General features: G+C 66.3%; 24 protein-coding genes, 1 tRNA gene and 1 pseudogene. 12 read left to right on the top strand and 14 right to left on the bottom strand.

Annotated elements, in window-relative coordinates; translation table 11 throughout:
- Positions 1-540, top strand: a 540-nt coding sequence (locus tag A5699_RS27185; protein WP_197508414.1) for a resuscitation-promoting factor, incomplete at its 5' end; no start/stop codon positions are given.
- Positions 537-1,435: pseudogene (gene rsmA / locus A5699_RS27190) on the top strand (16S rRNA (adenine(1518)-N(6)/adenine(1519)-N(6))-dimethyltransferase RsmA); the annotation flags it as partial. The gene A5699_RS27185 and the pseudogene rsmA, both read left to right, overlap by 4 nt.
- Before the next feature lie 98 nt (positions 1,436-1,533).
- Here rsmA and A5699_RS27195 read toward each other — a convergent pair.
- On the bottom strand, positions 1,534-2,397 hold the full coding sequence (locus tag A5699_RS27195; protein WP_067776716.1) for a serine/threonine-protein kinase: 864 nt from the start codon (positions 2,395-2,397) through the stop codon (positions 1,534-1,536).
- Between the two features lie 55 nt (positions 2,398-2,452).
- Between A5699_RS27195 and A5699_RS27200 the strand changes: the two genes are divergently transcribed.
- The 4 genes from A5699_RS27200 (at position 2,453) to A5699_RS27215 (ending at position 6,420) form a co-directional block, all read left to right on the top strand.
- Positions 2,453-3,421: a 4-(cytidine 5'-diphospho)-2-C-methyl-D-erythritol kinase gene (locus A5699_RS27200; RefSeq protein ID WP_067776766.1), complete on the top strand. Its 969-nt coding sequence runs from the start codon at positions 2,453-2,455 to the stop codon at positions 3,419-3,421.
- 437 nt (positions 3,422-3,858) lie between these two features.
- Entirely contained in the window at positions 3,859-5,496 is a 1,638-nt protein-coding gene (locus tag A5699_RS27205; protein ID WP_067776719.1) for a fatty acyl-AMP ligase, read from the top strand.
- A gap of 187 nt (positions 5,497-5,683) precedes the next feature.
- The gene (locus A5699_RS27210) at positions 5,684-6,118 is read left to right on the top strand and encodes a DUF4189 domain-containing protein (protein ID WP_067776723.1); all 435 of its coding nucleotides are present in this window, start codon (positions 5,684-5,686) and stop codon (positions 6,116-6,118) included.
- Positions 6,119-6,192: 74 nt separating this feature from the next.
- Positions 6,193-6,420: a hypothetical protein gene (locus A5699_RS27215; RefSeq protein ID WP_231965857.1), complete on the top strand. Its 228-nt coding sequence runs from the start codon at positions 6,193-6,195 to the stop codon at positions 6,418-6,420.
- Positions 6,421-6,501: 81 nt separating this feature from the next.
- Here the strand turns inward: A5699_RS27215 and A5699_RS29420 are convergent, their stop codons facing one another.
- Positions 6,502-6,645, bottom strand: coding sequence for a hypothetical protein (locus A5699_RS29420; RefSeq protein WP_157561480.1), 144 nt, complete (start codon positions 6,643-6,645; stop codon positions 6,502-6,504).
- Positions 6,645-7,172: a DUF6611 family protein gene (locus tag A5699_RS27220; RefSeq protein ID WP_067776726.1), complete on the bottom strand. Its 528-nt coding sequence runs from the start codon at positions 7,170-7,172 to the stop codon at positions 6,645-6,647. Before A5699_RS27220 ends, A5699_RS29420 begins: the two co-directional genes overlap by 1 nt.
- 158 nt (positions 7,173-7,330) lie before the next feature.
- On the opposite strand from A5699_RS27220, the gene A5699_RS27225 reads away from it, so the two are divergent.
- The gene (locus A5699_RS27225; RefSeq protein WP_067776729.1) at positions 7,331-8,416 is read left to right on the top strand and encodes a hypothetical protein; all 1,086 of its coding nucleotides are present in this window, start codon (positions 7,331-7,333) and stop codon (positions 8,414-8,416) included.
- A gap of 1 nt (position 8,417) precedes the next feature.
- Here A5699_RS27225 and pth read toward each other — a convergent pair whose 3' ends face one another.
- The 8 genes from pth to A5699_RS27265 all read right to left on the bottom strand — a co-directional run bounded on the left by pth (position 8,418) and on the right by A5699_RS27265 (position 14,496).
- Positions 8,418-8,993 (bottom strand): aminoacyl-tRNA hydrolase, encoded by a 576-nt coding sequence (gene pth, locus A5699_RS27230; RefSeq protein ID WP_067776732.1) that lies wholly within the window; start codon positions 8,991-8,993, stop codon positions 8,418-8,420.
- A 21-nt stretch (positions 8,994-9,014) separates the two neighbouring features.
- A complete protein-coding gene (locus A5699_RS27235; protein ID WP_067776735.1) occupies positions 9,015-9,665 on the bottom strand; it encodes a 50S ribosomal protein L25/general stress protein Ctc in 651 nt (216 codons plus the stop codon).
- Positions 9,666-9,834: 169 nt separating this feature from the next.
- A complete protein-coding gene (locus A5699_RS27240) occupies positions 9,835-10,707 on the bottom strand; it encodes an oxidoreductase (RefSeq protein ID WP_067776738.1) in 873 nt (290 codons plus the stop codon).
- A gap of 38 nt (positions 10,708-10,745) precedes the next feature.
- Positions 10,746-11,390, bottom strand: coding sequence for an LpqN/LpqT family lipoprotein (locus tag A5699_RS27245; RefSeq protein WP_067776741.1), 645 nt, complete (start codon positions 11,388-11,390; stop codon positions 10,746-10,748).
- Positions 11,387-11,725 (bottom strand): arsenate reductase (glutaredoxin), encoded by a 339-nt coding sequence (gene arsC, locus A5699_RS27250; protein ID WP_067776744.1) that lies wholly within the window; start codon positions 11,723-11,725, stop codon positions 11,387-11,389. The genes A5699_RS27245 and arsC overlap by 4 nt, the downstream gene beginning before the upstream one ends.
- On the bottom strand, positions 11,725-12,705 hold the full coding sequence (locus A5699_RS27255; RefSeq protein WP_067776747.1) for a ribose-phosphate diphosphokinase: 981 nt from the start codon (positions 12,703-12,705) through the stop codon (positions 11,725-11,727). Before A5699_RS27255 ends, arsC begins: the two co-directional genes overlap by 1 nt.
- A 150-nt stretch (positions 12,706-12,855) precedes the next feature.
- Positions 12,856-14,301, bottom strand: a complete 1,446-nt coding sequence (glmU, locus tag A5699_RS27260; RefSeq protein ID WP_082957898.1) for a bifunctional UDP-N-acetylglucosamine diphosphorylase/glucosamine-1-phosphate N-acetyltransferase GlmU — start codon at positions 14,299-14,301, stop codon at positions 12,856-12,858.
- 123 nt (positions 14,302-14,424) lie between these two features.
- Positions 14,425-14,496, bottom strand: a tRNA-Gln gene (locus A5699_RS27265).
- Positions 14,497-14,581: 85 nt separating this feature from the next.
- On the opposite strand from A5699_RS27265, the gene A5699_RS27270 reads away from it, so the two are divergent.
- The 3 genes from A5699_RS27270 (at position 14,582) to A5699_RS27280 (ending at position 16,025) form a co-directional block, all read left to right on the top strand.
- The gene (locus tag A5699_RS27270; protein WP_067776753.1) at positions 14,582-15,175 is read left to right on the top strand and encodes a TetR/AcrR family transcriptional regulator; all 594 of its coding nucleotides are present in this window, start codon (positions 14,582-14,584) and stop codon (positions 15,173-15,175) included.
- 84 nt (positions 15,176-15,259) lie between these two features.
- A complete protein-coding gene (locus A5699_RS27275; protein WP_067776756.1) occupies positions 15,260-15,709 on the top strand; it encodes an ATPase in 450 nt (149 codons plus the stop codon).
- Positions 15,702-16,025: a metalloregulator ArsR/SmtB family transcription factor gene (locus tag A5699_RS27280; RefSeq protein WP_067776758.1), complete on the top strand. Its 324-nt coding sequence runs from the start codon at positions 15,702-15,704 to the stop codon at positions 16,023-16,025. The genes A5699_RS27275 and A5699_RS27280 overlap by 8 nt, the downstream gene beginning before the upstream one ends.
- 6 nt (positions 16,026-16,031) lie before the next feature.
- On the opposite strand, the gene lysA is transcribed toward A5699_RS27280, so the two are convergent.
- The 3 genes from lysA to A5699_RS27295 form a co-directional block, all read right to left on the bottom strand.
- Complete coding sequence (gene lysA / locus A5699_RS27285) at positions 16,032-17,372, bottom strand: diaminopimelate decarboxylase (RefSeq protein WP_067776761.1); 1,341 nt, start codon at positions 17,370-17,372, stop codon at positions 16,032-16,034.
- Between the two features lie 86 nt (positions 17,373-17,458).
- Positions 17,459-17,977: an LppA family lipoprotein gene (locus A5699_RS27290; protein WP_231965858.1), complete on the bottom strand. Its 519-nt coding sequence runs from the start codon at positions 17,975-17,977 to the stop codon at positions 17,459-17,461.
- A 56-nt stretch (positions 17,978-18,033) separates the two neighbouring features.
- Entirely contained in the window at positions 18,034-19,614 is a 1,581-nt protein-coding gene (locus A5699_RS27295) for an alpha/beta hydrolase (protein WP_067776764.1), read from the bottom strand.
- A 144-nt stretch (positions 19,615-19,758) separates the two neighbouring features.
- Between A5699_RS27295 and mfd the strand changes: the two genes are divergently transcribed.
- Both mfd and A5699_RS27305 read left to right on the top strand, forming a co-directional pair.
- Positions 19,759-23,403, top strand: coding sequence for a transcription-repair coupling factor (mfd, locus tag A5699_RS27300; protein ID WP_067776775.1), 3,645 nt, complete (start codon positions 19,759-19,761; stop codon positions 23,401-23,403).
- Positions 23,400-24,578 (top strand): nucleoside triphosphate pyrophosphohydrolase, encoded by a 1,179-nt coding sequence (locus A5699_RS27305; protein ID WP_231965859.1) that lies wholly within the window; start codon positions 23,400-23,402, stop codon positions 24,576-24,578. The genes mfd and A5699_RS27305 overlap by 4 nt, the downstream gene beginning before the upstream one ends.
- Positions 24,579-25,061 lie beyond the last annotated feature (483 nt).

Raw genomic sequence — 25,061 nt, forward strand, 5'->3', positions numbered from 1 at the left:
GTCACCTTCTCGATGCGCTTACGGGTCACCTGGATCTGCATACCCTCGGTGACCGAGCGGATACCGCTGGCCCCGGGCAACAAGCGCATCGAAGACGTCGAGCTCAACATGAGCCGCCAGATCGTCGAGGATCCGGGTGCACCCGGCACCCAGGACGTCACCTACGCCGTGGCGAAGGTGAACGGTGTGGAGACCGGCAGGCTGCCAGTAGCCAATGTCGTAATCACGCCGGCTCGTGATGGTGTGCTGCGGGTCGGAGCAAAGCCGGGCACCGAAGTTCCGCCGGTCGCCAACGGCGCTCAATGGGACTCCCTCGCGCAGTGCGAAGCGGGAGGTAATTGGGCCATTAACACTGGTAACGGTTTTTATGGCGGGGTGCAATTCGACCAGAACACCTGGGAGCGACAGGGCGGTCTGCGGTATGCTCCGAGGGCCGATTTGGCGACAAGAGAAGAGCAGATTGCGATTGCTACGGTGACGCAAGCCCGGCAGGGCTGGGGAGCTTGGCCGGTGTGTAGTGGGAGGATTGGGGCGCGCTGACTATTCGACTGCTCGGGCGGACCGAGATACGACGCTTGGCGAAAGAGATCGACTTTCGACCACGCAAGGCCTTTGGCCAGAATTTTGTTCATGATGCCAACACCGTTCGGCGCATCGTGTCGGCTTCCGGGATCAACCGGAACGACCATGTGCTGGAGGTCGGACCGGGCCTCGGGTCACTGACCTTGCCCCTGCTGGATCGCGGCGCGAAGGTGACCGCGGTCGAGATCGACCCGATCCTGGCCAAGCAACTGCCGGCCACCATCGCCGATCACTCACACAGCGAGATCAACCGGCTCACCGTCATCAACCAGGACGTCCTGACGTTGATGCCGTCCGATCTGGCCGAACAGCCGACCGCGCTCGTGGCGAACCTGCCGTACAACGTGGCCGTGCCGGCGATCCTGCACCTGTTGGCCGAATTCCCGTCGATTCGCACGGTGATGGTCATGGTGCAGGCCGAGGTCGCCGAACGGCTGGCGGCCGAACCCGGTGGCAAGGACTACGGGGTGCCCAGCGCCAAGGTGCGTTTCTACGGAAACGTGCGCAGGCACGGGATGGTCTCGCCGACGGTGTTCTGGCCGATCCCGCGGGTGTACTCGGGCTTGGTGCGCATCGACCGGTACGAGACGTCGCCGTGGCCGACGGACACCGCGTTCCGCGACGAGGTGTTCAGCCTCATCGACATCGGTTTCGCGCAGCGCCGCAAGACCTCGCGCAATGCGTTCGCCGATTGGGCCGGGTCGGGCAACGAGTCGGCCGAGCGGCTGCTGGCTGCCAGCATCGACCCGTCGCGTCGAGGTGAGACGCTCGGGATCGCCGACTTCGTGCGGCTCCTGCAGCGGGCCAAGGAGGCCGCGGGCGAGGCAGCGGCTCAGGCCGAGGCCGCAGCCCGACTCGAGGCGACGCAGCTCGAGGCGACCCAGAAGGCCTAGCCTTTAGAGCCCAATGTGAAGAAGATCGCGCGATTTCTCGACAATTTCGCGATCTTCTTCACGTTGGGCGGCCCAACGCCTCGTTGACCAGACCCATGAACTCTGCGCACGAGGCGTGACGCCGATCGGCGTCCTTGGCCAACGCCGTCGCCACCACCCGATCGAGCGCCGGCGGAATCCAGTTGCACCGCTGCGATATTCGCGGTGGCCGGCTGTTCATGTGGTGATCGATCATGCCTATCGCGTCGTCAGCGGCAAACGGTGGTGACCCGGTCAGCAGCTCGACGGCGGAGCAAGCCAGCGCGTACTGGTCGGTGGCTCCCGTCGGCGCGCGGCCGGCGAGGAGTTCAGGTGCCGAATAGGGCAGCGACGCCACGACATTCGGGTGCGGGGCGGCGGCCTGACGGGTGATCCGGCGGGCCGGGTCGAGGCTCAGCCGTGAGGTGTTGTGCGCCAGCCGGGCGGCGACGTCCTCGGCCATCGAATGCGCCACTCCGAAGTCGATCAGCACCGCCCGCGAAAACGGCTGATCCACAATGATGTTCGCCGGCTTGACATCGCAGTGCACGATTCCGCGCCGGTGCGCATGGTCCAGCGCGCCGGCGATCTGGGTCAGGGCGGTGAGCCGCTCGGAAACGCCCGGCAGGCTGTTCACCGTGCCGCCGTCGAGCAGCTCGGCGGCCAGCCAGCCTGGGCCCGCCGCGTACACGGTCACGATGTTGGGGTGGTCGAGCCGGCGGGCGAAGTCGAAGACCCGCTGCAGCCGAGCCAGGTGGTCCGGGCTGCGGTGCTGATCATCGAGAACCTTCAGCGCGACGGTGTGCCCGTCGGCGGTTCTCGCCCGGTACACCACGGCCGACCCGCCGCGGCCGATGACTTCCGCCGCGGTGTATCCGGCGACGATCACCTCGGGTGAGGGCATCGTCTCAGCTTAAGTTCACCGACAACGACCGGTGGGCGGCGATAGTGTCGTGGCCGTGTCAGCATCCGACGGCAGTACCGCCTCCGAATGGGTCCCCACCGGTTCGGTCAGCGTGCGCGTCCCCGGCAAGGTGAACCTGTACCTGGCCGTCGGCGATGTGCGCGACGACGGCTACCACGACCTCACCACGGTGTTCCACGCCGTGTCGCTGCTGGACGAGGTGACGGTGCGCAACGCCGACGTGTTGTCGCTGACCGTGTCGGGGGAGGGCGTGGAGTCGGTGCCCACCGACGAGCGCAACCTGGCGTGGCGGGCCGCCGAACTGATGGCCGAACACGTGGGCCGTGCCCCAGACGTTGCGATCAGCATCGAGAAGTCGATCCCGGTGGCCGGGGGCATGGCCGGCGGCAGTGCCGACGCGGCGGCCGTGCTGGTGGCGATGAACACGCTGTGGGAACTCGGGGTGCCCCGGCGCGATCTGCACGCGCTGGCCGCCCAGCTGGGCAGCGATGTGCCGTTCGCGCTGCACGGCGGCACGGCGCTGGGCACCGGCCGCGGCGAAGAGCTGGCCACCGTGCTGGCCCGCAACACCTTCCACTGGGTGCTGGCGTTCGCGCACCGGGGGCTGTCCACGCCCAAGGTGTTCGGCGAGCTGGACCGGCTGCGTGCGGACACCTCGACCGGCGGCCCGCCACGGGTCGAGGAACCAGAACCGGTGCTGGCGGCGCTGGCTTCCGGTGACCCGGCCGAACTCGCCGCCCTGCTGGGCAATGACCTGCAGCCGGCCGCATTGAGCCTGTATCCCGATCTGCGCCGGACCCTGCGGGCCGGGGTGGAGGCCGGCGCACTGGCGGGCATCGTGTCCGGATCGGGGCCGACGTGTGCGTTCCTGTGCCCGTCGTCGACCGCCGCGGTGGATGTCGGGGCGCAACTGGCCGGGGCCGGGGTGTGCCGGACGGTGCGGGTGGCCAGCGGGCCGGTCAGCGGCGCCCGCGTGGTTCCGGCGCCGACGCCGTCGGTGTAGGTGTGCGCCGGCTCGGTGCGGGTTGCGGTGCCGTTTTCGACGCCAGGGCGGTCAACGGCGAATCCGAGCGACCGCTGAGTAGAAAACGGCGCGACCGGCAGCGCCGCGACCCATGCCGCGAGGACCCGACTGTGACGCAGACCTCAATTACTGCGAGGGTTTGGCCAGTTACTTAAGGGTCTCTTAAGATGATCGACGGTGAATGCTAGCGGTTTCGCATCGGATGCGACTTATGCGCCCGGCACCCGTGATCACGGGCGGTCGCACACCCGCGTACCCGGACCTGCGGCATCACCGAATCGAGACATAACTGCTGCCCAATCGTGTGCGCGCGCCTACTCACAAGCGTTACACAGCGGGCGGAGCATGGAGAACCGGGCATCAGCACCGGGCGTAGCGCCGTCGGTGTCAGTGCCGCGGAAGCCAAGGAGGTCGTCGTGAGCAGATTCACCGAGAAAATGTTCCGCAATGCTCAGGAGAGCACGCGCGGCATGGTGACCGGCGAACCGCACGAGCCGGTTCGCCACACCTGGGGTGAAGTTCACGAGCGGGCCCGGCGCATCGCCGGCGGCCTGGCCGCCGCGGGTATCGGCCACGGTGACGCCGTGGGCGTGCTGGCCGGTTTCCCGGTGGAGATCGCCCCGACCGCCCAGGGCGTGTGGATGCGCGGCGCGAGCCTGACGATGCTGCACCAGCCGACCCCGCGTACCGACCTGGCGGTGTGGGCCGAGGACACCATGAACGTGATCGGCATGATCGAGGCCGACGCGGTCATCGTCTCCGAGCCGTTCCTGGTCGCGATCCCGGTGCTCGAAGAAAAGGGCATCAAGGTGCTCAAGGTGGTCGACCTGCTGGCCGCCGACCCGATCGACCCGGTGGAGACCGGCGAGGACGATCTGGCGCTCATGCAGCTGACCTCCGGCTCGACCGGATCGCCCAAGGCCGTGCAGATCACCCACCGCAACATCCACTCCAATGCCGAGGCGATGTTCATCGGCGCGGAGTACGACGTCGACAAGGACGTCATGGTGAGCTGGCTGCCCTGCTTCCACGACATGGGCATGGTCGGCTTCCTGACCATCCCGATGTATTTCGGCGCCGAGCTCGTCAAGGTCACGCCGATGGACTTCCTGCGCGATACGTTGCTGTGGGCCAAGCTCATCGACAAGTACAAGGGCACCATGACCGCGGCGCCCAACTTCGCCTACGCGCTGTTCGCCAAGCGACTGCGCCGCCAGGCCAAGCCGGGTGAGTACGACTTGTCCACGCTGCGGTTCGCGCTGTCGGGTGCCGAGCCCGTCGAGCCGGCCGACGTCGAAGATCTGATCGACGCCGGTAAACCGTTCGGGCTCAAGCCCTCGGCGATCCTGCCGGCCTACGGCATGGCCGAAACGTGTCTGGCGGTGTCGTTCTCGCCGTGCAACGCCGGCCTGGTGGTCGACGAGGTCGACGCCGACCTGCTGGCCGCGCTGCGCCGCGCCGTACCTGCCACCAAGGGCAACACCAAGCGGCTGGCGTCCCTGGGGCCGCTGCTGCGCGACCTGGAGGCCCGCGTCGTCGACGAGAACGGTGAGGTCATGCAGCCTCGCGGCGTCGGCGTCATCGAACTGCGCGGGGAGTCGCTGACGCCCGGCTACATCACCATGGGTGGTTTCCTGCCGGCCCAGGACGAGCACGGCTGGTATGACACCGGCGATCTCGGTTACATCACCGAGGAGGGCAACGTCGTGGTGTGCGGTCGCGTCAAGGACGTGATCATCATGGCCGGACGCAACATCTACCCGACCGACATCGAACGTGCGGCCGGCCGCGTCGAGGGCGTACGCCCCGGCTGCGCCGTCGCGGTGCGGCTGGATGCCGGGCACTCACGCGAAACCTTCGCTGTCGCAGTCGAATCCAACGCCTGGCAGGATCCCGCCGAGGTGCGTCGCATCGAGCATCAGGTGGCGCACGAGGTGGTCTCCGAGGTCGACATGCGTCCGCGCAACGTCGTCGTGCTGGGGCCCGGCAGTATCCCGAAGACGCCGTCGGGCAAGCTGCGTCGCGCCAATTCGGTCTCGCTCGTCACCGGCTAGCCCGCCCCTTTCCCACCGCGAGCGTGCGCGTCTGCGGCGCGACACGCCGCAATTTGCCAGCTGTTCACGCACAGTCACGCGGGGCGCCATTTCATTCGGAAATGACACCCCGTCATCGTTGGACCGCAAGCGAACTGGGCTTCTCCTGTGTATTCTGACGCCGAACTACTTCTAGGAGAGGACCGGAATGGTCAATACCCGATGGCTTTCGGCGATCCTCGGAGCGGGCGTTATCGCCGCGGGGATCTCTGCGGGCACCGCATGGGCGGGTGGCCCGGGTGGATATGTGGAAGGCGACCCCGAAGATATCTTCGCGGCCGTGGGCACCGGTGAATTCGAAGGCACCCTGGCGGGTTTCACAGCCACGGGGGACACCGCCGAAGAGGCCTCGTCGGCAGTCATCGCGGCGTGCACAAACGCCGGCGGTCTGGACTGCACGGCCGATGAGGTGACCAACGACAACCTCTGCATCGTGTCTGTCGCCAGCGACAGCAACTGGGCTGTGGCCGGTGGCGCAGGGCCCACCGTGGAAGCCGCGCGTCAGGATGCGTTCAACCGGGCAGCGGCGAACAACACCCCGCTCGATGCGGATTCTCCCGTTGTCGTATCGGCCTGCCCCTGATGAGCGAGCGGATGCCAGCGCGTTTCGCGCATGACCACTCTGGTATCGCGGTCGTAGCCCGGAAAGGGAAGGACATGATGACAGGTCGCGGGAAGTTTGCCTTCGTGATGGCGGGTCTGGCGGCAGTGTCGGTGATTTCGGCGCCGATGGCGTCCGCTCGACCGACCTGCCAGGACACGGCCACCAAGACCATCTGCACCACCAACGGCAGCACGTCGATCAAGGCGCGCCCCGGCACGACGGCTCCGCCGGCCAACATTCCGGTCATCCCGTGGCTGGGCATGCCCGGCGGTCGTCGCTGACACAACCAGTTTCACTTCACAGCGCCGCGAGCGTGCGTGTCTGCTCTGACATGCGCGCTCGCGGAGGCGTTTTGGGCACCTTCACCGCGATGACGGCAGCCGCGGGTCGGTCGTCGTTTCGGCGGCATCGGCAATTCGGTTCTGGCGGATCACATACCAGCGCAACGTCAACAGGATTGCCGCCGGGACACTCATCATCGACAACACCTCGAGCAGATCTGACATCAGCCGGCCTGCCGGGCCTCGGCGTTGCCATTCGTCTGTAGATCGTTGTAGACCTCCCACCAGATCAGCTCGTGGTCCACCCGGGTGATCTCGCCACGGTCGCGGTCCTCATCGGCTCGCAGGAGTATTGCGGCCAGCGCGATCAACCGATTTCGTGCCATCCGTGACTGTGGATCGTCGTCGCCGACCAGCACTGTCACGCAAAGTGTCTGGACCCGGTGGTACGCACCGCCCGACAGGCCGAGCGCGACGAGCCCGGTGGCGACGAATACCGCGGTGGAAACGCCGAAGGCCGCCCATGGCGATATCTCGCCGATCAGCCACAGTTGGCACAGCAACCACAGCAGCATCCCCCACAGCGGCCAACCGCGGGCCAACCGCACCAGCCGGCGCTCGGGCACGCTCAGGCCCGGCGGGTACACCACCAGGCGGTAGTACGTCGCACCCCAGCGACCGGGCTTGACCTGGAGACAGCCCCACTCGCGTGACCCGTCGAGCAGTGGAGCCAATAGTCGGATGCGGTCCATATCTCGGGTGTACCGGCCCGATGTGGGCCGCGGGTGCATCCGAACGGTTTCTTTACGGCGATCGCGGCGATCCTTACGACAGCCGGCCGGCACCGTTGCAATCAGCCTGAGTGCAATGCCCGACTCGAGTGAGCCTGTGGCACTAGGGTTCAGCGGCGATGGCGACGCAGGACGGTGAGTTTCGGTTGTGGGCGTTCGGTGACGCCCACGTCGGTACGGACAAACAGTTCGGCCGGCAGAGCCTGGCCGAGGCCATCCGTCAGTCGGAATTCGGTGGTGCGCACGGCGGGCCGCCGTTCGACTGGGACATTGCCGTGGACGTCGGAGACATGTCCGGTGCGCACCACAGCCTGCCCGACGATGCCGAGGGGCAGGAGGTCCGGCGGCAACTGTCGGTGATGCGTAAACACCGGCGTGAAGACGTGTACTCGGTGTGCGGTAACCACGACCGCAGCGGGCTTTCCGAACCGGACGCGTGGTGGTGGCAGAAATGGATCGACCCGCTCGGTGAGCACACCCCGTATTCCGGCGTCGACGCCACATCCCGCCGGTATCCGGTGACCGGGACGTGGGAACGGTATTCGTTCCGCGTCGGTAACGTGCTGTTCCTCATGCTCAGTGACCGCAACGAGCCGTCGCAGACGGTGGGTCGCGGCACCCTCGGCGGCAACCCCGGCGGGGTGGTCTCCGAGGACACATTTCGGTGGTGGGCGAACATGGTTGAGCAGAACCACGATTCGATCATCATCACGGTGCACCACTACGTCCTCAAGGACACCACGGTGGCATCAGGGGAGTGGGAGGGGGTGCGTCGGGATTCGGAAGGGAGGCTGCATGAGCACTACCACCGGCCCTTCCTGGAGGGGACGCCGCAGGGCGCGTCGTACCTGTACTGGGTCGGCGGCAAGCCTGATTCCGGGGCGTTCGAGCGGTACCTCACCGACCATCCGGGCGCGGTCGCGCTGTGGTTGGCCGGCCACACCCACACTCACCCCGACGACAACCACGGCGGCAAGACGCATATCGAGCAGGCTTGGGGCGGAACCTATTTCATGAATGTGGCGTCACTGAGTCGCCATCACATGCCGATCACGACCCTGCCGATCAGTCGGCTGCTCACGTTCAGTCCCGGTAGTCGTGAGGTACGGGTGCAGTGCTATCTGCACACCGACCAATATGCGCCGCAGGGGTGGTATCCCGACGCCGAACGCACGCTGGTCCTCGACCGGCCGTTCGAGTGGTGAATCACCAGGCGTGCACGGTGTTCTGGGCCGGCTCCAGGCCTTGGGCGATCAGCAGCTCGGTGGCGTCGGCGGCCTGCTCGCAGATCGTGGGTAACTCGGCGCGCTCGGCGGCGGTGAAGGCCTCCAGCACGAACGCGGCGGGATCCTTGCGGCCCGGCGGGCGTCCTACCCCGATGCGGACCCGCTGAAAGTCCTTGCTGCCCAACGCGGATGCCACCGAGCGCAGCCCGTTGTGACCGCCTTCGCCGCCACCGACCTTGAGCCGGATGCGACCGAAGTCGATGTCGAGTTCGTCGTGGATCACCACGATGCGGCCGGGCGGCACCGAATAGAACTTGGCCAACGGGCCGACCTGACGACCGGACTCGTTCATGTAGCACCGCGGTTTGGCCAACACCACCGGGGTTCCGGCGAGCCGACCGGTGATCACCTCGGCACCGGATTTCTTGTGCACCTTGAAGGCCGAGCCGATGCGGGCGGCCAGTACATCGGCCACCATGAACCCGACGTTGTGCCGGGTCTTGGCGTAGGCGGGCCCGGGATTCCCCAGGCCCACCACCAGCAGCGGCTCGGCCATCGATACAGATGTCCTAAGGCGTTATTCGGCCGACTCTTCGACAACCTCGGCAGCCGGCTCCTCAGCCGGGGCCTCGGCGGTCTCGCCGGCGCCCTCGGCCTCCAGCGCCTCGGCGCTCGGGGCCTCGACGACGTTGACCACGAGCAGCTCGGGATCCGACACCAGCGACACACCGGAGGGCAGTTCGATCTGGCCGGCCAGGAACTGGGTGCCGGCCTCGACGCCCTCGACCGACACGGTCAGGTGCTCGGGGATCGACAGGGCCTCGGCCTCGATCTCGATGGTGTTGGTGTCCTGGGTGACCAGGGTGCCCGGGGCCGCGTCGCCCTCGACGACGACGGTGACCTCGACGTTGACCTTCTCGCCACGACGCACCACGAGCAGGTCGGCGTGCTGGATGTTGCGGCGGATCGGGTGGATGTCCAGCGCCTTGGTCAGGGCCAGCTGCTCGGTACCTTCGATGTCGAGGGTGAGCACGGCGTTGGTGCCCGAGTGGCGCAGCACCGCGGCGAACTCGCGGGCATTGAGCTCCAGGTGCTGGGGCTCGGTGCCGTGGCCGTACAGCACGGTGGGCACCTTGCCGTCACGACGGGCCTGGCGCGAGGCGCCCTTGCCGGTGCGGGTACGCACGGAAGCGGTCAGCTTGTTGGGGGCGGGGGCGCTTTTGGCCATGGTCTTGCTCCTCTGTTTGCGGTACTGCGGTCGAATCGTCAGCACGGCAAAGGGCACAACACCTGGAGAAGTTCCCGCCGATAACGGTGGTCCAGAAGGTCCACCCTCGCCGTGACGCCAGGTCAGGGTAGCAAACGCGATGCTTCCGGCAAAAATCGCGCGGGCGGAGCTACAGCGGATAGGTGGTCTTGGTGAGCTGCTCGGACAGCTCCCACAGCGCCTTCTGGGTGGCGACGTTGCGGGCCAGCGGGCTGCGTCCGCCGGGTTGGCTGGGGCCGAACTGGCCGAACCGCGGCCCGATGAAGCTGTCGCCGGGCACGTCCTGGGATACCGCGTACAGCGTCTGCCGGGCCCCGAACGAGGCGTCGGTGGCGAACACCCGGTTGGCGGTGGCCATCATCCGGGCGCCGAGCTTGTTTCCGGTCTGGCCCTGCAGGTTGGTGGCCGAATAGCCGGGATGCGCGGCCACCGCACGGACCTGCGAGCCCGACGCCGTCAGCCGCCGCTGCAACTCGGAGGTGAACATCAGGTTGGCCAGCTTGGATTGCCCGTAAGCCAGCCACGCCGAGTACGGCCGCGACTTCCAGTTCAGATCGCGCAGGCTGATCTTGCCGATCCAGTGCATCAACGACGACACCGTCACCACCCGGTCGGTGACCTTGGGCAGCAGCAGGTTGGTCAGGGCGAAGTGGCCCAGGTGGTTGGTGCCGATCTGGCTCTCGAAACCGTCGACGGTGCGACTGAGCGGGACGGCCATGATGCCGGCATTGTTGACCAGTACGTCGACGCTCTCGACGGTGTCGGCGAACTCGTGCACCGAGGCCAGGTCCTGCAGGTCGAGCTTGCGTACCTCGACCTGCCCGCCCGTCATCGTCTCGGCGGCTGCCGTGCCCTTCTCCAGATTGCGCACTGCGACGGTGACCTTGGCGCCCACCCTGGCGAGCTCACGGGCGGTGACGAGGCCCAGCCCGCTGTTGGCGCCGGTGACGATCACCCGGCGGCCGCGAAACGAGGGCAGGTCGGCGCTGGTCCATCCACTCATGCCGCTACCTTAGGCCAGCCCGCACACGGCCGGCACGGTCACTTTTTCGCGACGTCGAAACCACTGATGATCGATTCGATGTCGGGCCCTTGCGCCGCAGCCTCGTCGGCGTAGGTCGTGATCGTCAGCTGGATGAGGTAGCGCTGCGGCGGTTGCAGTCCGTCGTCGGGGATGACGATGCGGTTGTAGGTCTGCATGCGCCTGCCGTTGAGGTCGTAGCTACCCTCGATCATCGCCGAGGGGAAGCCTTTCCAATCGGCGTGGGAGGCGTTGAGCTGCTTGAAGTTTTCCGACAGCTGCGCATCGGCGTAGCCGTGTTCTTCCAGCGCCTTGGGCACGTCGAAATCGCCGTGCAATTTGAAGGCCAGCAGCATCGAGGTCGGATAGGTGTCGCCCTTGGCGATCATCCGGGTGCCCGGGGCCAGGTTCGGGTTGTTGTAGGGCTGCCATCCCGGCGGGGTGGGCATGGTGACGTTCAGATGCGGGATCTTCTCGGGTGCGACGGGTTCGCCGACGACACCGGAGTCCTCCAGGTACTGCCACAGCGGCACCGGTTGGTTTTCTGCATCGGGGGGCGCAGTGGGCGAACTCGTCGTCCAGATCGACTGGTAGTCCGGGGTTTTCGCGCCACAGCCGGTGAGCAGGATCGCCAGGGCGCCGGCCGTGGCAAGCAGCCGTTTCACAGAATCTCGCGCACCGAATCGATCGGCCGGGCCAGCCGGGTGCCCTTGTCGGTGACGACGAAGGGCCGCTCGATCAGGATCGGGTGCTCGGCCATCGCATCGAGCAGTTCCTCGTCGGAGGCGTCGGCCAAATTCAGTTCGGTGTAGAGCGATTCGCGTTTGCGCACCGCGGTCCGCACGTCGATGCCGGCGTCGGCGATCAACTTCTTGATCTCGTCACGCGTCGGCGGCGTCTTGAGGTACTGCACCACCTCAGGCTCGATCCCGTTCTCGCGCAACAGATCCAGCGTCTTGCGGGAGGTCGAGCACTTGGGGTTGTGAAGAATCCGCGCCATTAGGCGGACCCGTCGAACAGTCCGGTGACCGAACCGTTTTCGAACACCGCCCGGATCGTCGAGGCCAGCAGCGGCGCGATGGACAGCACGGTCAACTGCGGGAACTGCTTGTCCTCGGTGATCGGCAGCGTGTTGGTGACGATCACCTCGCGGGCGCCACACTCGGCCAGACGCTGGGCGGCCGGGTCGGACAGGACGCCGTGGGTCGCGGCGATCACCACATCCCTGGCGCCGTCCTGCTTGAGCAGTTTGACCGCGCCGGCGATGGTGCCGCCGGTGTCGATCATGTCGTCGGTCAGGATGCAGGTCTTGCCCTTGACGTCACCCACCACGCGGTTGGACACCACCTGGTTGGGCACCAGCGGGTCGCGGGTCTTGTGGATGAAGGCCAGTGGGACACCGCCGAGGGAGTCGGCCCATTTCTCGGCGACGCGTACGCGGCCGGAGTCGGGGGAGACCACCACCATGTCCGAGCCGGCGTAGTTCTCACCGATGTAGCCGCACAGCAGCGACTGGCCCCGCATGTGGTCGACGGGGCCGTCGAAGAAGCCCTGGATCTGGTCGGTGTGCAGGTCCACCGAGACGATGCGGTCGGCACCCGCGGTCTTGAGCAGGTCGGCGACCAGACGCGCCGAGATCGGCTCGCGGCCGCGGTGCTTCTTGTCCTGACGCGCGTAGGGGTAGAACGGCAGGATCGCGGTGATCCGCTTGGCGCTGCCGCGCTTGAGCGCGTCGATCATGATGAGCTGTTCCATCAACCACTGGTTCAGCGGGGCCGGATGGCTCTGCAGCACGAAGGCGTCGCAGCCGCGCACCGACTCGTCGAACCGGACGAAGATCTCGCCGTTGGCAAAGTCCCGGGCGGTCTGCGCAGTGACCTCGGTGCCGAGTTCTTTGGCCACCTGCTCCGCCAACTCAGGGTGCGCACGCCCCGAGAACAGCATCAAGTTTTTTCGATTGTCGGTCCAGTCCGTGGCCACTTGGCTGCCTTCGCGGTTGGGGATCGATACGGAGCAATCGTACGTAGCGTTTCTGGTTGTGCGTAGTCGGGTTACCAGATTGCCAACACTTGCGATCGTCAACGCTGAAGATTGAGGCCACGTGGTAGCCACAATCTTCAGCACAACAGGTCAGTCGGTCTCGCCGCGCGCTTTGCGTGCCGCTTCGGCTGCGGCAGAGCCCGGACGCTTGCGCTCCACCCAACCCTCGATCGTGCGCTGCGCATTGTCCGAGACCGCCAACGCCCCCGGTGGCACGTCATCACGCAGCACCGTGCCGGCACCGGTGTAGGCGCCGTCACCGACCGAGACCGGGGCGATGAACATGGTGTCGGAGCCGGTCCGCACATGGGACCCGATCGTGGTGCGGTGTTTGTTCTCGCCGTCGTAGTTGACGAACACGCTCGACGCCCCGATGTTGCTGTGCTCGCCGATATCGGCGTCGCCCACATAGGTCAGGTGCGGCACCTTGGTGCCCGTGCCGATGGTGGAGTTCTTGGTCTCGACGAAGGCACCGAGCTTGCCGTCGGCCCCGAGGATGGTGCCCGGCCGCAGGTAGGTGAACGGGCCGACGGTGGCGCCGGCCCCGATCACCGCGAGCTGAGCGTGGGTGCGCACCACCGACGCGCCGTCACCCACCTCGACGTCGGTCAGCGTGGAGTCCGGACCGATCTCGCAGCCCGCGCCGATCTCGGTCGTGCCGAGCAGTTGCGTTCCGGGGCGCACGACGGTGTCGCGCCCGATGGTCACGTCGACGTCGATCCAGGTGGTGGCCGGGTCGATGATCGTCACGCCGGCCCGTTGATGGCGGGCCACGATGCGGCGGTTGAGTTCGGCACCCAGATCGGCGAGCTGGACGCGGTCGTTGACGCCGGCCACCAGCGCGCTGTCGTCGACATGCATGGCCCGCACGGTGCGGCCGTCCTGGCGCACGATCGCGATGACGTCGGTCAGGTACAGCTCCTGCTGGGCGTTGTTCGAGCTCAACCGGCTCAACGCCGAGCGCAGGTCGGCGATGTCGAAGGCATAGACCCCGGCGTTGACTTCGCGGATGGCCCGCTGCGACTCGGTGGCGTCGGCCTGCTCGACGATGCCGATGACTTCGTTGTCCTGCGTGCGCAGGATGCGGCCGTATCCGGTTGGGTCGGGCACCGTCGTGGTCAACACGGTGGCCGCGGCCGTCGCGGCGCTGTGGGTGTCGATCAGCCCGGCCAGCGTGTCGGTGTCGAGCAGCGGGACGTCGCCCGAGGTGACCACGACCGTGCCGGTGAACTCGTCAGGCAGCGCGCTCAGGCCGCAGGCCACCGCATGGCCGGTGCCGAGCTGCTGGTCCTGGATCGCGACGTCGATGGTGCGGCCCAACTTGCCGGCGAGCTCGTCGACCGCGGGGGCGATGCGCTCCCGATCATGGCCGAGGACGACCACCAGGTGGCGGGCGGTGGCGTTGGCCACGGTGTGAACGGCGTGGCTGAGCATGCTGCGGCCGCCCAATGTATGCAGCACCTTGGGGGTGTCCGAGCGCATTCGGGTCCCGGCACCTGCTGCCAGTACGACGACTGCGGCCTCGGTGGTCGACACGGGGGTTCCCCTCTCTCCGCGAGCGTGCGTGTCTGCACGAGACACGCCGTCGCAAGCGCGCATTGTGTGCACGCTGGGCGACGACAATTGCCCTCACGCTGTCGGGTCGCTCGGCAAGCCTCGCTCCGTCGCCAGGACTCGAACCTGAACTATCTGAACCAAAATCAGAGGTGCTGCCGATTACACCACGACGGAATGTTCGGGAGAGACTCTAGTCGAACGGTCTAGCCTGATATGCGTGGCAGCACCCGAGAAGGAAGTTCGGGCCCCTCGAGCCCGGATGACCGGCAGTGAACGGCGACAGCAGCTGATCGAGATCGCCAAGTCGTTGTTCGCCGAACGGGGCTATGAGGGCACCTCGATCGAAGAGATCGCCCAGCGCGCCAGTGTCTCCAAACCCGTGGTCTACGAGCACTTCGGCGGCAAAGAAGGCCTGTACGCCGTCGTCGTCGACCGGGAGATGTCGGCGCTGCTGGACGGGATCACCTCGTCGCTGACCAACAACCGGTCGCGGGTGCGGGTCGAGCGGGTGGCGCTGGCGCTGCTGACCTATGTCGAGGAACACACCGACGGCTTCCGCATCCTGATCCGGGATTCGCCGGCCGCCATCACCTCGGGCACCTATGCGACGCTGCTCAACGACGCGGTCAACCAGGTGTCCTCGATCCTGGCCGGCGACTTTTCCCGCCGCGGCCTCGATCCCGACCTGGCGCCGCTGTACGCCCAGGCGCTGGTCGGGTCGGTGTCGATGACCGCGCAGTGGTGGCTCGACGTGCGCGAGCCCAAGAAGGAAGTGGTGGCTGCGCACGTGGTCAACCTGGCCTGGAACGGGCTGACCCATCTGGAGTCCGATCCGGTGTTGCACGAGGAGTAAAACTATTGCAACCATAGGGTTGCAGTAACGGGCCCTCATGTGCAACTCTGGGGTTGCAGTAATCCGGCCCGAGAGGAACCCGACATGACCACCGACTACGACCGCATCGAACGTGAGATCACCATCGACGCACCGGCGCAACGAGTCTGGGATCTGGTGAGCGAACCCGGTTGGTACATCAACGACGAGCAGATCACCGAGCATCAGATCGATCGTGACGGCGACATCGCCATCGTCACCGACCCCACCCACGGGAAGTTCGCGTTGCGGACTGTCGCGCTCGATGCGCCGCGCTATGCGGCCTTCCGGTGGTACGTCGACGCCGATGACCTGGACAGCTCCTCCACCCTTGTCGAATTCTGGATCACCCCGGTGCCATCCGGTGTGGTGCTGCGTGTCGTCGAGAGTGGGTTCGCCTCGCTCGACGAGCCTGAGGCTGACCGCCGTTCCCGGTTCGACGATCACTGTGGCGGCTGGGCGATCGAGCTCGGACTCGCCCGCGAGTACCTAGTGGGGGCTGTCGCCGATGCATGAAACTACCTCGCCTGTACAGGTTTTCGCGGCACTCGCTGACGACAGCCGATGGCAGGTCCTGGTGGCGCTCGGGCGTCGGCCCGCGTCGGCCTCGGCGCTGGCCGAGGAGCTTCCGATCAGCCGCCAGGCCATCGCGAAACACCTGAGGGTGCTCACCGATGTCGGCCTGGTGGTAGCCACGCGGGTGGGGCGCGAGGTGAAGTACGAGGCGGTGGGGGCTCGGCTCAGTGAGGTGGCGCGACGGCTCGACGGTATCGCGGCGGGTTGGGAACGCCGCCTGGCCCGGATCAAGGATGTTGCCGAGCGCGACGGCTGACGGCGCTCATCCCAGGTCCCGCGACAGCAGATCGGCCGTCGTCTCCCGTCGTACCAACAGCCGCGAGGCCCCGTCGCGGACTGCTACCACCGGTGGGCGGCCCACCATGTTGTAGGTCGAGGCCATGCTGTGTTGATAGGCCCCGGTGCAAGCCACGGCCAACAGGTCGCCGGCGTGGATGTCGGCGGGCAGTTCTACATCGCGCACGATCTCGTCGCCGGCCTCGCAATGCCTACCGACTACCGTGGCTACCATGGATGGCCCGAGCGGGTGTCGATTGGCTAGCGCGACAGTGTATTTCGCGTCATAGAGCGCGACCCGCGGGTTGTCGCTCATGCCGCCGTCCACCGCGACGAAGGTGCGCCCGTCGGGCTGGGCCTTCACTCCGTGCACCCGGTACAGCGTCACACCGGCCCGGGCGCTGATGGCCCGTCCGGGTTCGACGACCAGCCGCGGGCGGGGAAACCTCTCGGCTGCACATGCCGTGGTCAGGGCATCGTCGACGACGTTGGCGAACGCCGTGATGTCGAGGGCCGCGTCACCGCGCACATACGGGACCCCATGTCCGCCACCGATGTTGAGCTCCGTGAGCAGCACGCCGTGTTCGGCGCGGATGTCGGCCATCACGCCGATCAGCCGGTGCACGGCCTCGCCATACGGCGCGGGATCGGTGATCTGCGAACCGATATGGCAGTGCAGGCCAATCAGGTCGAGGTTCGGTGTGGCCAGAATGCGGGCGGCAGCGCGGGCGGCCCGTCGATCGGCCAGTGCGAAGCCGAACTTCTGGTCGGTCACCCCGGTGGTGACGGCGCGGTGCCCACAGATGTCGATGTCCGGGGTGACCCGGATCAGCACCGGCTGCGGCCGACGCACCAGCCCGGCCAGGTAGGTGATCTCCATCGGTGAGTCGATGACGATCCGGCCCACCCCGACGTCGATGGCGTCGCGCAGTTCGTCGCAGGATTTGGCGTTGCCGTGCAGCACGATCCGCGCCGGGTCGACCCCGCCGGCCAGTGCCGTCGCCAACTCACCCGCCGAGCACACGTCGACGCCCAGTCCTTCTTCAGCAGCCCATCGGGCGACTGCCGTCGTCAACAGCGACTTGCCGGCGTACACCACCTGCGTCTCGTTCAGCGCGGCGCGATAACGCCGGGCGCGGGTACGGAAATCGGTCTCATCCAGCACATAGGCCGGTGTGCGGTACTGATCGGCGATATCGGTCAGGGCCACCCGGCCGACCATGATCCGACCGAGTTCGTCGACGCCGGTGGTGAGCGGCCAGATGTTGGGGTCGAGTCGTGGTCGGGTGGTCGCTCGCAGTGACGGCAGGATGTCCAGCAATGTCATAGCTCCACCGTGTGCCGCGCGGCCGCCTACGTCATCGGGTTTGACGGTTCCTTGACGCCGATGGGGCCGATCCTGACGAGGTCCAGTTACTTCGGTGCGGCATCGCGGGCTTGCCGCTTCTCGTCAGCGGTGAGATAGCAGCCAGTGGTGACCTGGATGCTGGATGCCTCCATTGAGCCGAATGCCAGACGTCCACCGTCACTGTCTCGGATTGTCAGATCGTTTGCGTGGTCGCCTGTTGCATTTTCGGTCCGGCTTGTCACATTGGTGTAGCCGTACTTGGCGGCGATGTCGATGACCGCTTGGGATGCCTTGTTCCACAGGGGGGCTGGAACAGGGGTACTCGACGTGAAGTGCTGACTGAAGTATTGCTTGGCGAACGTCGAGCCGAAGTCCCCGCACTGTGACGCTGCGGGCTCCCTTCGCGCAATGTATTGCGCGCCGGGCACAATCTTGGACAACGCAGTAATGATTTCGGCGATCATCCGATCGCGGTCGGCGAGGACTTCTTCGGCGTCGCGACGGGCCATAAGTGGTTCAAGTTCTTCTGGCGCCCCGTAGCCGTAGTCGCCTTCGGCAGGTCCCTCGTATTCGGACTCAAACATTGGGCCGCATCCTGTCAAGGCGATAACCAGTACGAGTATCGACACAACCCGCTGCATCATTTCTCCAGTCTCACGTATTTCTCATCCTGGCCGAGTCCGGCCACGACAACAGCCTGGTTGTAGAGGCCTGTTGTGTCCGAGAAGGAATACTTACTGTGTCCCGATGACTCGTTCCGCGGCACATCCCAGGGGGTCGTGATGGCCTCCGTGGTCAACTCGGTGAATCCGGGCAGATTCGCCGGGAGGGTGCTTCCGTAGATCCGGGAATACGCCACCTTGTCCCAGTCGGCATGCTCGACGAACACGTGCCCCTGAGATAGGTGCAGATCTGACGGTGTGGTGTCGCGGTAGAACTGCAGCGGGTTGGTCTCCAAACCGGGTGATCCCATGAACACCACGTCGTCAGCAGCCGTCCCACGCTGTAAGGCCTCGCTGGCCAACGTCGAACCGTAGGAGTGGCCGAGAACCGTGAGGTGTGGATCGGTATCGCGGGAACTGTCTAGGCCGTTGATGAACGACGCGAGTTTGGGTGCGTTGTCGTCGGCGTAGTGGGCGCTCATGGCCTGAAAGACATTGTCTGGGGGTTCGTATCCGAGCCAAGCGACGGTGGCGACGGTTTGATCGTACTTTTTTGCGTTCTCTAGAACCCGCTCGGTCTCGGTCTTCAGCCACTGTGATTGGTTGACGTAGGTGGGCAGATCATTGCCTGCCTTAGGTTTGTCATAGGTCACCGACCCAGTGCCCGGCACATACACGCTGACGTGGTCGGCGGTATCGACGTTGCCGATCGCCAGCGCCACTTTCGGATGCTCGCCGTCGAAATCGACAACAAGAAGCTGACGATCCGGCTCGGACAACGCCTTGTCGATTTCGGCGAGCGTGCCCCGTTCTTCGGCCGAGAGGTTGGGATCCTTCCGCAGTGTCCCCAGCCGGTTGCGATTGGCCAGGTCACGCGCGGTTCCGGGCACTCCGTCGAGGTTTCCGACCCATTCTGGCCGCTCGACGATGATCCGGTTCCGTTCCTCCTCACTCAACGAGTCCCACCATTGGTTGACCTCGGTGTCGGTGGCGCCGTCAGGCGGCTTGAGGGATTCGAGATCGCGCTTGAGCGGCGACGCCGGCAGGTCGCCCAGATTGCTTGCCTTCGGATCTCCGGCTCCCGATGCGCTCTGTCTGAGTGCGTTGGCCGTTGCCTCGTCGACCGAGTCAAACTGCTGGAGAAGGCTTTTCAGGGTGGACGTGTAGGCGGCGGCCAGTTTAGGTGTCATGAGCTTGCTTGAGCCCGCAGCGGTGACGGTGCCATCGTCGCTGACGTTGGCGCCGAGGCTCATCGCCTGTTTGGACACGTTGAGGATCTCGGTGCGCAGCGGTGTGAGTTTGGCTTCGCCGGACTTCAGGGCGGTCTGGATGTTCGCCAGGCGCGACTGCAGGTCCACCAGCCGTTGGAGATTCTTGTTACCGGCAGCCAACGCTGCGTCAGCTGCGGTGCCTTTCCAGTCCGCGGCCAGACCGGCCAAAACGTGCTTCTGACGACCGATCAGTTCTTCAAGCCGATCAATCTTGCCCTGCAATTGGGTTGCGGAGTCGGACAAGGCGGACGGATTGCTGGCGGTGACGGCGGAGATCGTGACGGTCATCGGCCGCTCCCGCCCATCACGGCTCCTGTCTGAACGCTCTCTGTCAAAAAGCTAGCAGGGTACGGCCGGGGTTCGGTGCACCAAAATCGTGCCCGCGCGTGCGGGGCGGACCAAAAAACTCAGCCCCGTAGAATGGGTCCCATCATGACCGCACCGGGGCACAACCATGTCCAGACCCCGATTGCGGGTCTCGTTGAGCTGGCTTTGACCGATCCGTCCCTGCAGGACGTCATCCACCGCGCCGCCGACCGGCCCGCCGATCTCGCACTCGTGGGTCCGTCCAGCGCGCGAGTGCTGGTCGCCGCCGCGCTGGCCCAGCAGGGCCCGTTGCTGGTGGTCGCCGCCACTGGCCGCGAAGCCGATGATCTGACTGCGGAGTTGCGTGGCGTGTTCGGCGAGGCCGTCGCACTGTTCCCGTCCTGGGAGACGCTGCCGCACGAGCGGTTGTCCCCGGGTGTGGAGACCGTCGGCGCCCGGTTGCTGCTGTTGCGCCGGCTGGCTTGTCCCGACGACGAGACGCTGGGCCCGCCGCTACGGGTGGTGGTCACCACCACGCGCTCACTGCTGCAGCCGATGGCTCCGGACGTGGTGAGCATCGAGCCGGTCACCCTCACGGTCGGGGCGGAGGCCGAGTTCGAGGACGTCATCACCCGGCTGGTCGACCTGGCCTACACCCGGGTGGACATGGTCGGCAAACGCGGCGAGTTCGCCGTGCGCGGCGGCATCCTCGACCTGTTCCCGCCCACCGCCGAGCATCCGGTGCGCGTCGAGTTCTGGGGCGACGAGATCTCCGAGATGCGCTGTTTCTCGATCGCCGACCAACGGTCGATCCCCGAGGTCCCGGTGCAGAACGTGGTCGCGGTGCCGTGCCGCGAGCTGTTGATGACGCCCGAGGTTCGTGAGCGTGCCGCCGCCCTGGCCAAGGATCACCCCGCCCACGAGAACAGCGTGCCCGGCAGCGTTCCCGACATGCTGGCCAAACTCGCCGAGGGCATTCCCGTCGACGGGATGGAGGCGCTGCTGCCGTTGCTGCACCCGGTGCAGCCGACGACGCTGACGCACCACCTGCCGGAGGGCGCACCGGTGCTGTTGTGCGATCCGGAGAAGGTGCGTACCCGCGCGGCGGACCTGATCAAAACCGGGCAGGAATTCCTCGAGGCTTCGTGGTCGACGGCGGCCGTCGGCGGTGACGCCCCGATCGACATCGAGGCGATGGGCGCGTCCGGCTTCGTCCCGTTCACCCAGGCGCGCGAAGACGCCGTGGCCGGCGGGCACCCCTGGTGGACGTTGAGCCAGCTGCCCGACGAGAAGGCCACCGAGCTCGATCTGCGGCCGTCTCCCTCGGCGCGCAGCCAGCAGAGTCTCGAAGAGATCTTCGCGATGCTGCGGGCGCATGTGGCCACCGGCGGGTACGCGGCGGTGGTCACCCCTGGTACCGGTACCGCCCACCGCGTCGTCGAGCAGCTGGGTGACTCCGACACGCCCGCAGCCATGTTGGAGCCGGGCGCAGCACCCAAGGCCGGTGTCGTCGGCGTGCTCAAGGGTCCGCTGCACGACGGTGTGGTGCTGGCCGGAGCGAACCTCGTGATCATCACGGAGACCGATCTCACCGGTAACCGGGTGACAGCCTCGGAAGGCAAAAGGCTTGCCGCCAAACGGCGTAACGTCGTCGATCCGCTGGCCCTGACCGCCGGTGATCTGGTGGTGCACGATCAGCACGGGATCGGCAAGTTCGTCGAGATGACCGAGCGGGTGGTCGGCGGCGCGCGCCGCGAGTACCTGGTGTTGGAGTACGCGTCGTCCAAGCGCGGCGGCGGATCCGACCGGCTGTACGTGCCGATGGATTCACTCGATCAGCTGTCACGGTACGTCGGCGGCGAGGCACCGTCACTGTCGAAGCTCGGCGGCAGTGACTGGGCCAACACGAAGACCAAGGCGCGCAAGGCCGTTCGTGAGATCGCCAGTGAACTCGTCGCGCTGTACGCCAAGCGCCAGTCCGCGCCCGGGCATGCCTTCGGCCCAGACACTCCGTGGCAGAACGAGATGGAGGACGCGTTCGGCTTCACCGAGACCATGGACCAGTTGACCGCGATCACCGAGGTCAAATCCGATATGGAGAAGCCGGTTCCGATGGACCGGGTGATCTGTGGCGACGTGGGCTACGGCAAGACCGAAATCGCGGTGCGGGCGGCGTTCAAGGCCGTGCAGGACGGCAAGCAGGTGGCGGTGCTGGTGCCCACGACGCTGTTGGCCGACCAGCATCTGCAGACCTTCACCAACCGCATGGCCGGGTTCCCGGTGACGGTCAAGGGGCTGTCGCGGTTCACCGATCCGGCCGAGTCGCGGGCGACGATGGAGGGCATGGCCGACGGGTCGGTCGACGTCGTCATCGGCACGCACCGGCTGCTGCAGACCGGAGTGACGTGGAAAGACCTGGGACTCATCATCGTTGACGAGGAACAGCGCTTCGGCGTCGAGCACAAAGAGCACATCAAGTCGATGCGCACGCACGTCGATGTGCTCACCATGAGCGCCACCCCGATCCCGCGCACGCTGGAGATGAGCCTGGCCGGCATCCGCGAGATGTCGACGATCCTCACCCCACCCGAGGAGCGCTACCCGGTGCTGACCTATGTCGGCCCACACGATGACAAACAGGTGGCCGCTGCGCTGCGTCGTGAGTTGTTGCGTGACGGACAGGCGTTCTACATCCACAACCGGGTCCGCACCATCGATCAGGCCGCCGCGCGGATCCGTCAGCTGGTCCCCGAGGCGCGGGTCGTCGTCGCGCACGGACAGATGAACGAGGAGACGCTCGAGAAAACCGTCGAGGGCTTCTGGAACCGCGAGTACGACATCCTGGTCTGCACCACGATCGTCGAAACCGGTCTGGACATCTCCAATGCCAACACGTTGATCGTCGAGCGGGCTGACACGTTCGGCCTGTCCCAGCTCCATCAGCTGCGCGGCCGGGTGGGACGCAGCCGTGAGCGCGGCTACGCCTACTTCCTGTATCCGCCCAACTCGCCGTTGACCGAGACTGCGTATGACCGGCTGGCCACCATCGCGCAGAACAACGAGTTGGGCGCGGGCATGGCAGTGGCCATGAAGGACTTGGAGATTCGTGGCGCCGGCAACGTGCTCGGGGTCGAGCAGTCCGGCCATGTCGCCGGTGTCGGTTTCGATCTGTACGTGCGCCTGGTCGGTGAGGCCGTCGAGGCGTATCGCGCCGCCGCTGACGGGAAAACCGTCGCGACACCGCAGGAGCCGAAGGAGGTCCGGGTCGATCTGCCGGTCGACGCGCACCTGCCGCCGGAGTACATCGGCAGCGACCGGTTGCGGTTGGAGGGCTATCGACGGCTGGCCGCCGCAACGGACGAGGACGCGGTGCGCGCCGTGGTCGACGAGCTCGTCGACCGGTACGGCCCGCTGCCCGAGCCCGCCCAGCGGCTGGTCGCGGTGGCGCGGCTGCGGTTGCTGTGCCGCGAGTACGGCATCACCGAGATCGGTGCGGTGTCGGCCTCGACGATCCGGCTGTCGCCGCTGGTGTTGCCCGATTCCGCGCAGTTGCGGCTCAAGCGCATGTATCCGGGCGGGCACTACCGGGCCACCACGTCGACGGTCCAGGTGCCGATCCCGCGGGAAAGCGACGGCATCGGCTCACCACGTATCCGCGACCTTGACCTTGTCCAGATGGTCGCGGGTCTGGTCCTGGTTCTTCATGGAAAAGGCCAGACAGATGTTGATATAACGAAATTCTCGAACGCATCGGGGGAGGTGAAACCATGACGGTCGTCCTGGTCGACCCCCGCCGGCCGTCCCTGGTGCCCGTCGAGGCGATCGAATTTCTCACCGGTGATGTCCAGTACACCGAGGAGATGCCGATCAAGGTGCCGTGGTCGCTGCCGGCCGCGCGGCCCTGGCTCTCCGACGCGCCCGAAGGTGACGCCGCGCCGGTATTGCTCTCGTCGGATGTCGAGCATCCGGCCGTCAAGGCCCGGCTGGCCGCCGGGGATCGATTGATCGCAGCGCCGCAGGCACAGCCGGGGGAGCGGCTCGTGGACGCGGTGGCGATGATGGACAAGCTGCGCACCGCGGGGCCGTGGGAGAGCGAGCAGACCCACGACTCGCTGCGCCGGTATCTGCTGGAAGAGACCTACGAGCTGTTCGACGCTGTCCGTGGTGGCAACGCCGACGAGCTTCGGGAAGAGCTCGGTGATGTGCTGCTCCAGGTCTTGTTCCACGCGCGCATCGCCGAGGACGCGCCGACACATCCGTTCGGCATCGACGACGTCGCCGACGCGTTGGTGCGCAAGCTCGGCAACCGCGTACCGGCAGTGCTTGCCGGAGAATCGATTTCCTTGGAAGAGCAGCTGGCTCAATGGGAGGAGCGCAAGGCCCAGGAGCAGAAGGTGAAGGCCCGCGCATCCTCGATGGATGACGTGCCCACCGGTCAGCCGGCGTTGGCATTGGCGCAGAAGGTGTTGGCCCGGGTGGCGCAGGCCGGCCTGCCCGACGATCTGGTGCCCGCGGCACTGACCGCGGTGACGGTGTCAGCCGATACCGACGCCGAGAATGACTTGCGCAGCGCCGTTTTGGAGTTCATGGACACCGTCCGGTTGGTGGAAGTCGACGTGGCGGCCGGCCGCCGCGGTGAGGACGTCCCCGAGGAACTCGACGTGGCACCGCTGGGGACGATCACCGAAGACGAGTGGCGCACTTACTGGCCGGGGGTAGTTGCCGAATCGACGGTGACGGACGGCGAGGACTCTGAGGTCGCCGAGGTCTCCAAGGACTCTGTGGACTCCGCGGATTCTGAGGACTCCGAGGTCGATGGAGGCGTCCAGGATGATTCGGCTGGCTCGGCTGAGTCTGCTGGCGAGGCCGACGTGTCCCAGGATGAATCCGGTGACCGTGATGAGGCGGATCCCGAGCACGACGAGGGTGATCGTCTCAGCGATTGACGGCGCGGTTGCCCGTGCTCCGTTCGCGTCGGTAGCGTCACGGCGATTTTCCGTCGGGTTTTCGGCCCCCACGCTACTTACGTGAGGGATTGCGTTTCCTCGGGTGCGTGACTCTCCGATTTCCGGACGCCCATCGCCATATTTTCGATGGGCTTCGTATCGCCTCGCAGCTGCGCGTTCGGCATGTCGTGGAAACGGACGGGATGACGAAGTGCCCGCCTATGAGCGACAATCCAGCGACAATCGCCACGTGGGCACCAGAGGACTCATCAAACCCATTGTCGCTGAGCATTTTTACCACTTCAGTACCTGCAGTCTCAGAAGCATCATGCGTCCAGTGCCCGGGCTGCGAGCGACACTGTCGCTGATAGATGAGCAACCCAAAATCCGTGGCATATGGGGCAACTGGGATCTGAGCGACGTGAGTACACACTGACGGTGTGACCAACGATGCCCCTGGTGCCCGATAGGCGATTGTCGCTG

It is taken from the genome of Mycobacterium sp. E802, from assembly GCF_001666875.1.
Classification (GTDB): domain Bacteria; phylum Actinomycetota; class Actinomycetes; order Mycobacteriales; family Mycobacteriaceae; genus Mycobacterium.

Coding starts and splice junctions, on each gene's coding strand:
- A5699_RS27295 (WP_067776764.1), bottom strand. CDS start 19,614: ATGACCGTCACGATCTCCGCCGTCACCGCCAGCAATCCGTCCGCCTTG.
- A5699_RS27195 (WP_067776716.1), bottom strand. CDS start 2,397: ATGCCCTCACCCGAGGTGATCGTCGCCGGATACACCGCGGCGGAAGTC.
- arsC (WP_067776744.1), bottom strand. CDS start 11,725: ATGGCGCGGATTCTTCACAACCCCAAGTGCTCGACCTCCCGCAAGACG.
- A5699_RS27305 (WP_231965859.1), top strand. CDS start 23,400: ATGACGGTCGTCCTGGTCGACCCCCGCCGGCCGTCCCTGGTGCCCGTC.
- A5699_RS27210 (WP_067776723.1), top strand. CDS start 5,684: ATGGTCAATACCCGATGGCTTTCGGCGATCCTCGGAGCGGGCGTTATC.
- A5699_RS27240 (WP_067776738.1), bottom strand. CDS start 10,707: ATGAGTGGATGGACCAGCGCCGACCTGCCCTCGTTTCGCGGCCGCCGG.
- A5699_RS27225 (WP_067776729.1), top strand. CDS start 7,331: ATGGCGACGCAGGACGGTGAGTTTCGGTTGTGGGCGTTCGGTGACGCC.
- lysA (WP_067776761.1), bottom strand. CDS start 17,372: ATGACATTGCTGGACATCCTGCCGTCACTGCGAGCGACCACCCGACCA.
- mfd (WP_067776775.1), top strand. CDS start 19,759: ATGACCGCACCGGGGCACAACCATGTCCAGACCCCGATTGCGGGTCTC.
- A5699_RS27270 (WP_067776753.1), top strand. CDS start 14,582: ATGACCGGCAGTGAACGGCGACAGCAGCTGATCGAGATCGCCAAGTCG.
- A5699_RS29420 (WP_157561480.1), bottom strand. CDS start 6,645: ATGTCAGATCTGCTCGAGGTGTTGTCGATGATGAGTGTCCCGGCGGCA.
- A5699_RS27220 (WP_067776726.1), bottom strand. CDS start 7,172: ATGGACCGCATCCGACTATTGGCTCCACTGCTCGACGGGTCACGCGAG.
- A5699_RS27235 (WP_067776735.1), bottom strand. CDS start 9,665: ATGGCCAAAAGCGCCCCCGCCCCCAACAAGCTGACCGCTTCCGTGCGT.
- A5699_RS27290 (WP_231965858.1), bottom strand. CDS start 17,977: ATGTTTGAGTCCGAATACGAGGGACCTGCCGAAGGCGACTACGGCTAC.
- A5699_RS27275 (WP_067776756.1), top strand. CDS start 15,260: ATGACCACCGACTACGACCGCATCGAACGTGAGATCACCATCGACGCA.
- pth (WP_067776732.1), bottom strand. CDS start 8,993: ATGGCCGAGCCGCTGCTGGTGGTGGGCCTGGGGAATCCCGGGCCCGCC.
- A5699_RS27215 (WP_231965857.1), top strand. CDS start 6,193: ATGATGACAGGTCGCGGGAAGTTTGCCTTCGTGATGGCGGGTCTGGCG.
- A5699_RS27280 (WP_067776758.1), top strand. CDS start 15,702: ATGCATGAAACTACCTCGCCTGTACAGGTTTTCGCGGCACTCGCTGAC.